The following is an 11,993-nucleotide window of genomic DNA, read 5'->3' on the forward strand; positions in this document are numbered from 1 at the left end:
TACCGGACCGGATTAGGTGAGCCCTTTCGACCCAGTTCGGACCTGCCTACTATCGCTCCCGGAGTAGCCGATCCAGCTCACGTATCAGCTCTCCAACCCTGCCGCCGCCGGGTGGTGGTGCGGGGTAGCGTCGCAGTACGGTAATGGTCGCGGGTGATGCCAAGGTACAGGCGGTGCGGATCGCCTCAAATCCGGCCGCCGGATTTCCGCCAGACGACATCTCGAATGCGTGTGCGGCATATGAGGCGGCACCCAGGATATGCTTCACCTGCGTCGACATCGGCAAAGGATGGAGAAACGCCGCGCCCGCGGCGGCCATCGCGCCCCTGGCCGCACTTGTAGCCGCCAACAGTCCATCTTGTCGGGCTCGGTTAGCTGCGCGCTGGGCTCCCCAAGCGCTATTGCGCAGCGCAGCGCTCCGTTTTGCGCCGTCCACAAACTCCGCCGCCGCCTCAATAGCCAGACGCGGTCGTTTATCGTTCGAGTAGGCGTGCTCGAAGATCTCCAACGCGGGGAGCGCGCAGGAAATCGCGTAACCCGTGACCTCTCGAAGGTCCAACAAGCTGAGTTCCACGGCGGAGAGATTCGGGATCACCGCGGAACAATAGCATTCGTCGAGAGCTTCCGCCCCCGATCCATAGCGGTCGCCTCGAGCCCCGGAAGCTGCGGGGCAGCTCCGCGCCAACTCCGGACATTCGAGGCCTGCCGGAAAGCGGACTTTCAGCCCAGGCCGGAAGACCGTCCTGATCCTGCCTGGCTTCGGTAGCGCAAAGCGTCGACAACGACCTTGAAGGCGGGAAGGTTCTGGCGGCGGCTGGGATAGTAAAGGAAATAGCCGTCGAAAAAGGGCGACCAGTCGTCCAGCACCAGGACCAGTTCGCCCGACGCGATCTGCCGCTCCACTATGTCGTCGGGGACGTAGGCGATGCCATAGCCGTTCACCGCCGCATCGATCATGGCGTAGGAGTTGTTGAAGGTGAGCTGGCCGCTCACCCGGACACGCAATTCCTTTCCGGCTTTTTCAAACTCCCAAGCATAAAGCCCGCCGGCTGTTTCGTGGCGCATGTTGATGCAGACATGCCCGACTAGGTCCTGAGGATGGTCCGGCACTCCGTGCGCAGCGAGATATCCGGGCGAAGCGACTGCTACCAGCCGCCAGTCCCGGCCGATGCGGACCGCGATCATGTCCTTCTCGACGCTCTCACCCAGACGGACCCCTGCGTCGAAACCCTCCTCAACGATGTTGCGGAAGGTGCTGTCGAGGATGAGTTCGACGTGGATGTCGGGATAATCCCGCAGGACCGGCCTGAGCTTCGGCCAGACCACGCTTTCAAGCGCATGGTCGGATAGTGTCAGCCTGACCGAGCCCGACGGCTTGTCGCGCAACGCCGTCAGCTCCGCGATCTCGTCCTCTATCTCCGCGATCCGCGGCGCAATCGTCTGGAGCAGACGCTCGCCCGCGGTCGTGGTCGCGACATTGCGCGTGGTCCGGGTCAGAAGGCGAACGCCCATGCGATCTTCGAGCTGCTTGATCGCGTAGCTGAGAGTCGATTGCGCGACGCCGATCTTCGCCGCCGCCCGGGTGAAGCTGTGCTCCTCGGCCACGATCTGAAACCACCGGAGCTGGTTGAGATCGGTCTTGTCCATGAGAACCCTCGGTGCCTGCGCGCCGAGATTAATCGATCGCATCGATCAGTGCATTCCAATTTCGGCGAGTAATCGTTCCGAGCCTGAACCGCTATTTTGCACCGCATCAACAGATGCAGGAGCGACCCAACATGGCGGCTATCGCCGTATCTGAGGAAAGAACCAAGTCGACCGCCGCCTGGGGCGCCGTCCTCTCAATGGCGCTTTGCGTGGCGATGCTGATCGCTTCCGAGTTCATGCCGGTCAGCCTGCTGACGCCGATGGCCGAGGGGTTGCGCGCGACCGAGGGCCAGACGGGTCAAGCGATCTCGATCAGCGGTCTCTTCGCGGTGGTGGCGAGCATGGTCATCACCACGGCCGCCGGGACGCTGAACCGGAAATGGGTCCTGGTTGCGATGACGGCCTTCATGCTGGTCTCGCTGGTCCTGGTCGCGGCCGCCCCGAACTTCGCGGTGCTGATGCTCGGTCGCGCCCTGCTCGGGATCTGCATCGGTGGATTCTGGGCGCTTGCAACGGCCGTGATCATGCGCCTGGTTCCTGAAAGCGAGGTGCCTCGCGCGCTGGCCCTGATGTATGGCGGGCAAGCGATCGCGGCAGCCTTCGCCGCGCCCGTCGGCAGCTATCTCGGCGGTCTGTCCGGCTGGCGCGCGGTGTTCTGGGCGCTGACGCCGATCGTCGCCGTCAACCTCGTCTGGCATGTGATCGCCCTGCCGCCGCTGCCCGCGCGCCAGCCGCAGGATTTCCGGACCATGTTCGGCCTGCTGAAGCGCCCGTATTTCCTGCGCGGCCTGATCGCGTCGATGCTGTCCTGGGGCTCGGCCTTCACGATGTTCACCTACCTGCGCCCGTTCCTCGAACAGGTGACGGGAGCCGACGTGACGACGCTGTCGATCCTGCTGCTGGTTCTCGGCTGCGCTGGCTTCGTTGGAACCTGGGGCTCCAGCCGCTTGCTGCATGGCAACGTCGCTCCTCTCCTGAAGCTGCCCGCGCTGCTGATGGGCGGCTGCACGATTGGTCTCCTGCTGCTCGGCGGCTCGGTAGCCGCAGTGGGCCTCTTCCTGGCTGTCTGGGGTGCGATGAACACCGCCATGCCGGTGATCTGGATGACCTGGATGTCGCAGAACGTCGACGATGCGCCGGAGGCCGCCGGAAGCCTGATGGTGGCCGCGATCCAAGCCTCGATCCTGCTCGGGGCCGTGGTCGGCGGGATGCTGCTCGATGGCCTGTCGATCTTCGCGACCCTCCTGGGGAGCGTCGCTCTGGCCGCCATCGGCATCGCGCTGATCGGCAACGGAAAACGTCTGCTGAAGCCCGAATAGTCACAGAGAACGGGGAGATAACGATGGACACCTCCAACACGATCACAGCGTCGTCCGCACGACTGGACCGTCGCGACTTGATGAAGCTGACCGGTGCGGGCGTTGCCGCCTTGGCACCCGCATCACTCTTCAACCTCTCCAAAGCAAAGGCTCAAGGCATGGCAGCGGACTGGGACAAGATTTTCCCGAAGAGCGAGAAGGTCGATCATCGGAAGGTCACCTTCAAGAACCGATACGGCATCACCCTGGCGGGTGATCTCTATTTGCCCCAGGGCCAAGGCGATCGGCGGCTGGCGGCGCTGGCCGTTGGCGGGCCGTTCGGAGCGGTGAAGGAACAGTCGTCAGGCCTCTACGCGCAGACGATGGCGGAGCGCGGATTCGTCACGCTGGCCTTCGACGCCTCCTTCACGGGTGAAAGCGGTGGCGAGCCCCGCAACGTCGCCTCGCCGGATATCAACACGGAGGATTTCAGCGCAGCCGTCGACTATCTCGGCCTTCACCCGTCGGTCGACCGCGAGCGGATCGGCGTCATCGGCATTTGCGGCTGGGGCGGCATGGCCTTGAACGCCGTCGCCGTGGACAAGCGGGTCAAGGCTGTCGTCGCCAGCACCATGTATGACATGACCCGCGTCATGTCGAAGGGCTACAACGACAGCGTGACGCTTGAACAGCGCACGCAGACGCTGGAGCAACTGAGCCGGCAGCGCTGGGTGGACGCCGCGAACGGAACCCCGGCTTACCAGCCGCCCTACAATGATCTGAAAGGCGGCGAGGCGCAGTTCCTGGTCGACTACCACGACTATTACCGGACGCCGCGCGGCTACCATCCGCGCGCGGTCAACTCGGGCAATTCCTGGACCCGGACGACGCCGCTCTCGTTCATGAACATGCCGCTCCTGACCTACATCAAGGAGATCTCGCCGCGCCCGGTTCTGCTGATCCACGGCGAGAAAGCCCATTCGCGCTACTTCAGCGAAATCGCCTATGCGGCGGCCGCGGAGCCGAAGGAACTGATGATCATTCCGGGAGCCAGCCACGTCGATCTCTACGACAAGGTCGACGTGATCCCGTTCGACAAGCTGGCCAGCTTCTTCGGCCGGCATCTCTTCGCCTAATCTCGACCGGACACGAAGCGATGGGGCCGCCGCCCTCGGTGGGCGGCCAAAGGCTCGCAGGCCGAGCTCCCGCCGCTGGACCGGCGGGAGCTCGGTGAACGACAATCACTACGGAGGATCGGACAATGCCGCTCAAAGCCACTCGGATCGCCGGCGCCATACTCCTCGCAACGATCGGAACAGCAATGGCTCAGGAACGCATCAAGATCTCGTCGGAGTGGGGTTCCGTTACGGCGGAGCTCGCCGATAACGCCGCGACCAAAGCGCTGCTTGGCATGCTGCCCCTGACCATTCCGATGACGGACCACCTTCGTCAGGAAAAAACGGGAAGCTTGCCGTCGGGTCTGCCCGCCGCAGCGCGGCAGCGCGCCTTCAAGAGCGGGACGATCGGGCTTTGGGGCCCGGACCACTTCGTCGTCTACTATCGTGATGGCGAGGTCCCTCAGCCCGGTATCATCATCCTCGGCGAAGTGAAGGGCGGGGCTTCGATCTTCGACCGACCCGGCTCTATCTCGATGCGGGTCGAGGGGGCGGATTAGATGGCTGGGAGGCGGCAGTGACCAGACTGATGGCTTGAGCTAGAGTTGCGGACAACCTTAGGCCACTCCGTAGCGCATCATCGAACGATATCGGCGGCCGAGCGCCAGAAGCGGACTCAGGCTCTTTGCCCGGGAGGGGACCTTGAGTAGCGCGCTGCGGCGGTATGACCGAAGGCGATCTGAGTCCGACATAGATAAACGGCAGTTCCAGGCGGACGCCCTCCGCAGCGGGGACGCCATCCGCGTTTACTTGACTGGTGAAAGGCGGCGTTGTCACGTTAACTGTCGGCCGGCGCCACGAGGTGCCTTCGGCCTGGTGGCAGGTTCAGGCGGTGAGGCCGGCGACGGCTTTCCAGTGCGCCATGGCGCGCAGACGATGCCGATGGGTGGCGAGGGCGGAGCGACGGGACCGGGGCGAGACGAACAGATTGCGGACGGCGGAGAAGACGGCGACGAACCGCTGCAGGCCTCCCGGGGAGCGAAAGCCTTGCATCATGCGCTCGCGCTTTCGGAGCGGCACGTGTGAGTTCTCGGCGCGGTTGTTGAGGCCCTTGTGCGCGCGATGCTCGATCGCCGGCATGATCTGGCGCCGGGCGGCGGCATAGGAACCGAGCTTGTCCGTGATCATGCGCCGGGGCGGGCAGCCTTGCTTCTTGAGAAGGCGTATCAACAGTCGCCGCGCTGCCTTGGTGTCACGCCGGGTCTGGACGATCTCATCGAGGATATAGCCGTCCTGATCCACTGCGCGCCACAGCCAGTGCTTCTTCCCGGCGATCGTGACCAAGACCTCGTCGAGATGCCAGATGTCGCGCGGGCGCGGCCTCTTGCGCCGGAGCCGGCGTGCGTAATCCCGCCCGAACTTCAGGGCCCAGCGCCGCACCGTCTCGTAGGAGACGACGATACCGCGCTCCAGCAGCATCTCCTCCACCAGGCGAAGGCTCAGGGGAAAGCGGAAATACAGCCACACCGCATGGGCGATGATCGCCGGTGGGAACCTATGGCGCTTGTAGCTGATGAGCGGAAGGATCATGCCAGCCCATCTACACGGCTCCACGCCACGCCGAAGTTAACGTGACAACGCCGGTCGACCACTATGAGAACATGATCAATTTCTACAAAAACGTAAGCATCATGGGTGGTTTCTTCCTGCTATACGTTACGGGAGCAGGTAAATACTCGATCGACGCGAGGTTGGGCGGCTTGGTTGGTGCGCCGCCGCTGCGGCCTCGATCTCCCTGAACGCGACCGGATTTGGCCAGCTTTGTCGATGCGCTGGCCGACACTATGCGCGCGCCGCCTCGGACCGGCTAATCAGACAGGGATTTCGATGCTGGGTCCCTGGGGAAGGACAACCTATGCCAAGACCCGGCTAACGCATGATGCAAGTTCTCTACGAACATGTGTCGTAAATCGTCGACGTGTCTCTTTTTCTTTGATGACGCTGGCCATAAGCTGACCCAGAACTGAATTTCGCCGATTCAGCCAAATTCGGTATAGTGATAAGCCTATCAGCCATCCCGCTGATGACATGCTGGGGCGTTCGGAATTCGCCCGTATTCTCGCTCGATCAATTGATCAGCTGCAAATATCCGGAGACGGGTTTGTTATCGGTCTAGTCGGCGAGTGGGGATCCGGAAAATCCAGCGTGATCGAGCTGACAGCGCGGTTTTTGCGCCATGAAGAGATGCTCAGAGTGGATCAAAGCGGGGAGCCGAGGACCCTGCAGGATCTGGACGACATGTCCGACGTCTTCACAGTGGCCGAGGCGAAGATCAAGCTGTTTAAGCGGCTCAGGCTTTGGGGATGGCTGTCAGCACGGCTGATGATGACGGCCCTTGCGCTGTTTTCAGGAGACGCGACTATGGCGACCGGTACCGTGAAGTGGTTCAACGCGACCAAGGGCTTTGGTTTTATCCAGCCCGACGAAGGGGGACAGGACGTCTTCGTGCATATCAGCGCGGTGGAGCGAGCGGGCCTGCGTGAGCTTCGCGACGGCCAGAAGGTTTCCTACGAGCTCGTTCAGGATAAGCGGTCCGGCAAAACCTCAGCCGATCGACTTCAAACCTTGTAATCTTGCCGCAAGGCGCCGTTGCGCCATTTATCACGCGTCGTCGCCGAGATCGGGCGGCGACGGATCGGTATCCAAGCTGCCAAACGCAATCGGAATATCGCCAGCGAGCAGCCTGTCCTTGCTAAGCAGTCCGGCATCCTCGAGCCTCTCGAAATCCGGCAGATCGCGCAGGGTCTCGAAACCGAACTGCGACAGGAACGCTGGCGTCGTCACATAGGTATAGGGCGCGCCGGGCTGCGGGCTGCGCGCAGCAGACCTCCCGACGTGAGGCCGACCGCGCTGTCATGAGTTGGGCGCGCCGTGCTACGGGCGCGCGCTTGGCTTCCGGCTCGCTTTGCGAATTAGCGCGAGGGCTCGTTTTGCTTTTCTCACTCCAAGAACTCGCAATTGCTTATGCTCAAGCTGAGCCTTGTTTTCCCAGAAAGATTCCAGATTCTTGATGAAGGTCGATTCGATGTCGCTCAGTTTGCGAATATTTTCATAGAGATACGACTCTGTCGCGACCCCTACGATGCGATCGTTGCGCTCGACGATACCGTTTTCAATCTCTTCGATCTCGAGAACCCCAAGTACCCTGATCTCCACCACGCCGCCGACGATGCCGGGTTCATCCATGAGGATCATCACATCCATCGGATCGCCATCGTCGCAATGAGTAGAGGGAATGAACCCGAAATCGAGTGGAAAACTTTGACCTTCAGGCAGCAATTTCTTCAACGAGAAGACGCCTGTCTTCCGATCGTAGTCGTATTTGCTTCGCCGTCCCTTTGGGGTCTCGATGACTGCGCGACAGGTGCGATGGGCCTTATCCAGAAGCTTCGGCAGTCGAGTCAAATCGTGTTTCATCGCAGCTTCTCCCGTCAGGCTTTGCATGGCTGCTCGAGTTTTGCCGGCTCGCTCGAGTGGGCAACCGGATTGTTCTGCTTGGCCTATTCGGTGCGAGACGCCTCAGCGGTATCTTGGATTAGGGCCTGCTCGTTGTTCGCCCTCGACGTCGAGGTGCCTGGGGCGAGGCTCTGTGTTAAGCCCCCCGCGCCGACGAGCGTCCGTCACCAACTGGGGTTTTTCTTAATTCCAACTCGTGGACTTCGGCGACCGGAAAGGCCCGCTCGATTGCTTCCGGAATGCCTTCTCTGACGTTCGAAAATTCCCAGACCCAAGGGGCTGATTACCGAGCTGTCGTGAGAGGCATATGAGTGTCCTCCGAAGCGTTGCTCGCATAATTCCCACCGCAGTCGGTCGGTTCGGCAGACAACTGAGGACGAAATTCTGGTGCACGTATTCAACGTAGTTCGCAACAGGCGGTTCCGTTGTCTGCCCCCGGTCTTGCAGCATGGCAGGAGCCGAGGTGCACAGTTGGCCGCGAACACATCCACGGCAAGGGCCCGCATCCACGGCGTTTTGATCCGGGCGGCTATCGTGTTTGTTCTAGCCGCGGTTGTGGTGCTGCCCTTGGCTCTTCGGTGACAGCTATCTGACACGCCGCGCCACGAGAAATTTGCCCGACCCGCCTGAGCGAGACCGGGCCGACCCTGTTTTCCAGATTGAGATTGCTGGATGACACGAACTCGCGTGGAACCCATCTTCGTCGACAGAAAGACCGCAGCGGCTAGGATCATGATCAGCGTCGACACGTTCGACACGTGGCTGCGCGCGGGGTTCATCCCTAGACCGCAGATCGATCGAGGACAGATCGTCCGCTGGCACTGGCCCTCTTTGGAAGGGAAGCTTGCGGGCCTCAATCAGGAGCCCACACAGCCAGACCCGTTTATGGAGGGCGTCGCGCGTGTCTTCGGGAAGAGAGACAAGGCCGGGCGCAGCGATCAAGCCCCGCCCCCCGCCGACGACTATGCTGAGATGGCGCGGCGTTACGCTGCGGCACAAGAACAGTGGAAGGCCGATCTGCCGAAAAGCCCGCTATCGAAACGAGAGCGTTACTGCCTAAGCCAGTTCGAAGGCGTGAAAGCGGGAGAGCAGGTCGGCTTCAAAGACATTAGAGGATCAGCCTAGGTACTGCAGAACACCTAGAGCTTCGTCGCTTCATCGAGCGCCGCCGCGATCTGGACCGGCCCGGCGAACTCGGTTGGATACTTACTCCCGCGGGAGAGTGGGCTGTCGAAGCCGTCCTCGCCGGCCGCGAGCCTGACCCAGCTCCTTGAATAGACGCGAGAGCCTTAGTCAGATTTCCGCGATACGATGGCCACAGCCAAGGCGCGGGGAGAGTGAGGCAGGAAACAAGCCCGCACGCGTCATCCTGTCTCAACGACCTTAGCGGTCGATATGCTCAGGCATCTCTTTCAACTGCTCCTTGGTCCAGGTGGTGACGGCATGGACGTTGCCATCTTCGTCGCGCATGAACTCGAGATCGCTGATAGGTACCACGACGGGCTTGGCGCCAATGCCAAGGAAGCCGCCAACATCGATCACGACCTGGCTCCCGTGGAGATGTGACACGGAGCCGATCTTTTCATCGCCCGGCCCGTAGATCGTTGCCCCTTCGAGGATAACCGCGGTCAACTCGCTGCTGGCGAGACGGATATGGCTGGAGTGGTCCATTGTGTGCTCCTCGCGTTCGAGACTAATCGAACGTGCGGAGGCTCAGCGCGTTCCCCGCCGAAATCGGTTCCTAGGAGGTCAGGATTGATCGCCCTGATCCTTCACACACCACTCTTTCTCCGTACCGACGGACTGGCAGAGCATCTGCCGGCCGTCGCGCATCTCCGTGCTGAGATCGACCGCTATGCGGCGCTAAAGGCGAAGGGCTGGGTCACTCAAAGACGATATCTGCCAATTGTCTTTTCAGATTAGCTTGACCTGGCCATCGACGCTCCTCGCCATGACGCAAGAGCAAAAATCTGGACTAGCCCGACTGATTTGCCGGTTGCCTCAGCGGCGACGCGAACTTGAGAACGCCGCGGACGAATGGATTTTCGAAGTCTACGGTGATTACGAGCGAGCGACACGCGCCTACCTCCACTGGACTCAACGACTGGGGCCGAGTGCAGACGCTCTGGCTGATGCTTTTCGGCGCATTGTCGTCGAGCTCGAGGAAGAAATCTCCGCCGCTGTCGCCGAGTAGATTTCGGAAAAGACGCCGAGCCACACACGCCATGGGAGGGGAAAGACGGCAGCTCGGCGCCACGCCGCATCGAAGGCGCTTCAACAGCTTGGCTGCAAATGATGAACGATGGGCAAATGTCGGCGTTCACCCAAAACAGCAAACCCCGCCATGGCGGTGGCGGGGTTCACTTGGGCCTCCAGCCCCTGCTCGATGAGCTCGAGCACTTCTCTGAAATCCAGCTTCGAAACGCGGCCTAGCGCAGTCCAAAATGCAAAAGCCCGGCCCCGCGCGAGCGGAACCGGGCCAAGCTTCAACAGGGAAGCACCAAAGCCGAATTGCTCAACAGCCCCGAAGCCTATCCTTGACCGATCCTCAGCAGCACCTGATGAACTGATTGGATCAGCGCAGGGAGTTGCGAGCTGGGGATGCGATTTTTGGCGACGTAGGCCGCCACGACCCGGGCTGACAGGCGTTTGGTCTTCACTTCCGTCCTCCACGCGAGCAAGCCGGATAGTTTCGTCGATGGATGGCGGTGCTGTAAAGCCGGCCGGCGGTTCAATTCCCGCAATAGCCGCTGGTTCTCCTTTTGCAGTCGGCGGTGCCTTGTCCCGCGGGCCTCATAGGAATAGACCGAATATTGCGAGATAGTTGGCTAGCGGAGGATATTGATGGCTAGCAATCAAATCAGTAATTCTGCGAGAGAATTTTATACTACCCGGCACCTGCCTATTCGCGATCAGATGGACGGATGGCGCCAACTGTATCGCAACACGTTCGACATTTCTTTAGGCGATGGGGTGCAGGCGCCGTTTCCGGCCGATCATACAACATGGCATATTTCCCTGGGCCTGAGGCTGACACGGGCAGCAATGCCAGAGGGGCTTTTGCGTCATTGGAAGCACTTCTCACCAACGCGGCTCGATGATTGGTTAGTCGTGGTTGTGCCTGAGAAAGCCGAGCGCCCCGTGCAGTTTCGATCTTTAACCAGCGCATTCGAGGGTGTCGGGCGAGATGGCGAAGTCCTGACTTTGTATCTTTCGCGGGATTCGTTTCGGCGCCATACGCGCGAGTTTGAAGCACTGCCCCAAGGAATTGAACGAAATGGCATGCTCGGTCTTTTCGCGGATTACCTCATAGCACTGGAGCGCATGTTCCCTACAATTCCCGCTGCCTCTCTTCCCTTAATAGAGCAAGCGACAAGGGATCTAATTCTGGCGAGCCTCGCGCCAACGAAGGATCGAATCACGCGCGCGGAGCGCCCCTTGGATCGGCTATTGCTCGATCGAGCGCGCGATCTCGCCCGATCGAATATCGGGGCATCGAGATTCGGACCAGACAAGCTAGGCGAAGCGCTCGGCGTTTCTCGCTCCCGCTTGTACCGAATGTTTGAACCGTTTGGGGGAGTGGCCAAGTTTCTGGCCGATTACCGGCTCGCCGAGGCGCGCCGGCGACTGTTGTCCTCGGATGCCCACGTGGCAATTCAGCAGATTGCTTTCGATGTCGGTTTCACCGATTACTCGACATTCAGCCGGGCCTTCAAAAGGAAATACGGCTATGCGCCACGCGATACACGTGAACAGGGCGATGCGGCCGATTGAGATCGAGAACCGTAAAGCCGCCTTCAGGTTTCGTCGTTGGATGTCCATCACCTACGGTGAAAGCAACCACTTGACCGTTATCGCGCCGCCCAACAAGCCGGCTGCACGCCGCTTCACTACGAGGATGATCAGCACGACTTCGGGTCAAACGCAAAAGGCCCCGCCAGCCGAAGCCAGCGGGGCCGAAATCAGGGAGCGGGCCTGGACGGCCCCCCCTGCCGCTTCGAGAGGGGACCAGAATCGCCTTTGAGGGAAATCATCGGCGCTCGAAAGCGGCAGAATAGAAACGGGATGGAACCGGAAGGGTTCCGTGTCGATCAGCTACCCGCTCAGTGGAACACGAAATGCGACTTGCCGCGGCCCGGCAACAGGCGCGTACTGCTGGGTTGTTGACCCCGTGGGGACGACGTCGGGAGGCCGGCGCCGTTGAGGTGGGAGGCGGGCGATGCACACCGGGAAAGGCCTGCTTGTCCTGCGGGACGGCCGGACGCTCCCGCTCACGTACCAATTCGGCAGCGACTGCGACGACACGCGCGCCGGATACCTCTTCTGCGATATTTCAGAGATCGATCCCGCCGAGCTCTTCTACCGGCTGCGCGTGATATGCGATGACGGCAAGCAGATACTTGTCGCCGTGATGCAT

At 61.2% G+C, this 11,993-nt stretch carries 14 protein-coding genes and 2 pseudogenes; 9 read left to right on the forward strand and 7 right to left on the reverse strand.

Annotation, left to right across the window (positions count from 1 at the left end; translation table 11 throughout):
• Positions 1 to 49 precede the first annotated feature (49 nt).
• Together AB4Z10_RS27570 and AB4Z10_RS27575 are read right to left on the reverse strand one after the other, a co-directional pair.
• Positions 50 to 595, reverse strand: coding sequence for a putative immunity protein (locus tag AB4Z10_RS27570; RefSeq protein WP_441473592.1), 546 nt, complete (start codon positions 593 to 595; stop codon positions 50 to 52).
• Between the two features lie 125 nt (positions 596 to 720).
• Positions 721 to 1,647: a LysR family transcriptional regulator gene (locus AB4Z10_RS27575; protein WP_441473593.1), complete on the reverse strand. Its 927-nt coding sequence runs from the start codon at positions 1,645 to 1,647 to the stop codon at positions 721 to 723.
• Between the two features lie 131 nt (positions 1,648 to 1,778).
• Here AB4Z10_RS27575 and AB4Z10_RS27580 point away from each other — a divergent pair, with 131 nt between their 5' ends.
• The 3 genes from AB4Z10_RS27580 (at position 1,779) to AB4Z10_RS27590 (ending at position 4,620) form a co-directional block, all read left to right on the forward strand.
• Positions 1,779 to 2,966 (forward strand): MFS transporter, encoded by a 1,188-nt coding sequence (locus tag AB4Z10_RS27580; protein WP_441473594.1) that lies wholly within the window; start codon positions 1,779 to 1,781, stop codon positions 2,964 to 2,966.
• Between the two features lie 23 nt (positions 2,967 to 2,989).
• On the forward strand, positions 2,990 to 4,081 hold the full coding sequence (locus tag AB4Z10_RS27585; protein ID WP_441473595.1) for an alpha/beta hydrolase: 1,092 nt from the start codon (positions 2,990 to 2,992) through the stop codon (positions 4,079 to 4,081).
• Positions 4,082 to 4,206: 125 nt separating this feature from the next.
• Positions 4,207 to 4,620, forward strand: a complete 414-nt coding sequence (locus AB4Z10_RS27590; RefSeq protein WP_441473596.1) for a cyclophilin-like fold protein — start codon at positions 4,207 to 4,209, stop codon at positions 4,618 to 4,620.
• A gap of 325 nt (positions 4,621 to 4,945) precedes the next feature.
• On the opposite strand, the gene AB4Z10_RS27595 is transcribed toward AB4Z10_RS27590, so the two are convergent.
• The gene (locus tag AB4Z10_RS27595; RefSeq protein WP_441473597.1) at positions 4,946 to 5,650 is read right to left on the reverse strand and encodes an IS6 family transposase; all 705 of its coding nucleotides are present in this window, start codon (positions 5,648 to 5,650) and stop codon (positions 4,946 to 4,948) included.
• Between the two features lie 498 nt (positions 5,651 to 6,148).
• On the opposite strand from AB4Z10_RS27595, the pseudogene AB4Z10_RS27600 reads away from it, so the two are divergent.
• Positions 6,149 to 6,349, forward strand: a pseudogene (locus AB4Z10_RS27600) (P-loop NTPase fold protein); the annotation flags it as partial.
• A 132-nt stretch (positions 6,350 to 6,481) separates the two neighbouring features.
• Positions 6,482 to 6,691 (forward strand): cold-shock protein, encoded by a 210-nt coding sequence (locus tag AB4Z10_RS27605; RefSeq protein WP_441473609.1) that lies wholly within the window; start codon positions 6,482 to 6,484, stop codon positions 6,689 to 6,691.
• Between the two features lie 30 nt (positions 6,692 to 6,721).
• Here AB4Z10_RS27605 and AB4Z10_RS27610 read toward each other — a convergent pair.
• Both AB4Z10_RS27610 and AB4Z10_RS27615 read right to left on the reverse strand, forming a co-directional pair.
• Positions 6,722 to 6,946, reverse strand: a pseudogene (locus tag AB4Z10_RS27610) (SMC-Scp complex subunit ScpB); the annotation flags it as partial.
• Positions 6,947 to 6,994: 48 nt separating this feature from the next.
• Entirely contained in the window at positions 6,995 to 7,564 is a 570-nt protein-coding gene (locus AB4Z10_RS27615; protein ID WP_441473598.1) for an inorganic diphosphatase, read from the reverse strand.
• A 744-nt stretch (positions 7,565 to 8,308) separates the two neighbouring features.
• On the opposite strand from AB4Z10_RS27615, the gene AB4Z10_RS27620 reads away from it, so the two are divergent.
• A complete protein-coding gene (locus tag AB4Z10_RS27620; protein ID WP_441473599.1) occupies positions 8,309 to 8,701 on the forward strand; it encodes a hypothetical protein in 393 nt (130 codons plus the stop codon).
• A gap of 258 nt (positions 8,702 to 8,959) precedes the next feature.
• On the opposite strand, the gene AB4Z10_RS27625 is transcribed toward AB4Z10_RS27620, so the two are convergent.
• Positions 8,960 to 9,247, reverse strand: a complete 288-nt coding sequence (locus tag AB4Z10_RS27625) for a PRC-barrel domain containing protein (protein WP_441473600.1) — start codon at positions 9,245 to 9,247, stop codon at positions 8,960 to 8,962.
• Positions 9,248 to 9,331: 84 nt separating this feature from the next.
• On the opposite strand from AB4Z10_RS27625, the gene AB4Z10_RS27630 reads away from it, so the two are divergent.
• A complete protein-coding gene (locus AB4Z10_RS27630) occupies positions 9,332 to 9,499 on the forward strand; it encodes a hypothetical protein (protein WP_441473601.1) in 168 nt (55 codons plus the stop codon).
• A gap of 608 nt (positions 9,500 to 10,107) precedes the next feature.
• On the opposite strand, the gene AB4Z10_RS27635 is transcribed toward AB4Z10_RS27630, so the two are convergent.
• Entirely contained in the window at positions 10,108 to 10,236 is a 129-nt protein-coding gene (locus tag AB4Z10_RS27635) for a MucR family transcriptional regulator (protein ID WP_441473602.1), read from the reverse strand.
• Between the two features lie 184 nt (positions 10,237 to 10,420).
• On the opposite strand from AB4Z10_RS27635, the gene AB4Z10_RS27640 reads away from it, so the two are divergent.
• The gene (locus AB4Z10_RS27640) at positions 10,421 to 11,350 is read left to right on the forward strand and encodes a helix-turn-helix transcriptional regulator (RefSeq protein WP_441473603.1); all 930 of its coding nucleotides are present in this window, start codon (positions 10,421 to 10,423) and stop codon (positions 11,348 to 11,350) included.
• 445 nt (positions 11,351 to 11,795) lie between these two features.
• Positions 11,796 to 11,993: hypothetical protein (locus tag AB4Z10_RS27645; RefSeq protein WP_441473604.1), on the forward strand; the 198-nt coding region annotated here is incomplete at its 3' end.

The organism is Allobosea sp. RAF48 (genome assembly GCF_052114025.1).
Taxonomy (GTDB): domain Bacteria; phylum Pseudomonadota; class Alphaproteobacteria; order Rhizobiales; family Beijerinckiaceae; genus Allobosea.

Excerpts from the sequence above, each read along its gene's own strand:
- AB4Z10_RS27575 (WP_441473593.1), bottom strand. The coding sequence starts at position 1,647 with ATGGACAAGACCGATCTCAACCAGCTCCGGTGGTTTCAGATCGTGGCC.
- AB4Z10_RS27580 (WP_441473594.1), top strand. The coding sequence starts at position 1,779 with ATGGCGGCTATCGCCGTATCTGAGGAAAGAACCAAGTCGACCGCCGCC.
- AB4Z10_RS27585 (WP_441473595.1), top strand. The coding sequence starts at position 2,990 with ATGGACACCTCCAACACGATCACAGCGTCGTCCGCACGACTGGACCGT.
- AB4Z10_RS27590 (WP_441473596.1), top strand. The coding sequence starts at position 4,207 with ATGCCGCTCAAAGCCACTCGGATCGCCGGCGCCATACTCCTCGCAACG.
- AB4Z10_RS27595 (WP_441473597.1), bottom strand. The coding sequence starts at position 5,650 with ATGATCCTTCCGCTCATCAGCTACAAGCGCCATAGGTTCCCACCGGCG.
- AB4Z10_RS27605 (WP_441473609.1), top strand. The coding sequence starts at position 6,482 with ATGGCGACCGGTACCGTGAAGTGGTTCAACGCGACCAAGGGCTTTGGT.
- AB4Z10_RS27615 (WP_441473598.1), bottom strand. The coding sequence starts at position 7,564 with ATGCAAAGCCTGACGGGAGAAGCTGCGATGAAACACGATTTGACTCGA.
- AB4Z10_RS27620 (WP_441473599.1), top strand. The coding sequence starts at position 8,309 with ATGATCAGCGTCGACACGTTCGACACGTGGCTGCGCGCGGGGTTCATC.
- AB4Z10_RS27625 (WP_441473600.1), bottom strand. The coding sequence starts at position 9,247 with ATGGACCACTCCAGCCATATCCGTCTCGCCAGCAGCGAGTTGACCGCG.
- AB4Z10_RS27640 (WP_441473603.1), top strand. The coding sequence starts at position 10,421 with ATGGCTAGCAATCAAATCAGTAATTCTGCGAGAGAATTTTATACTACC.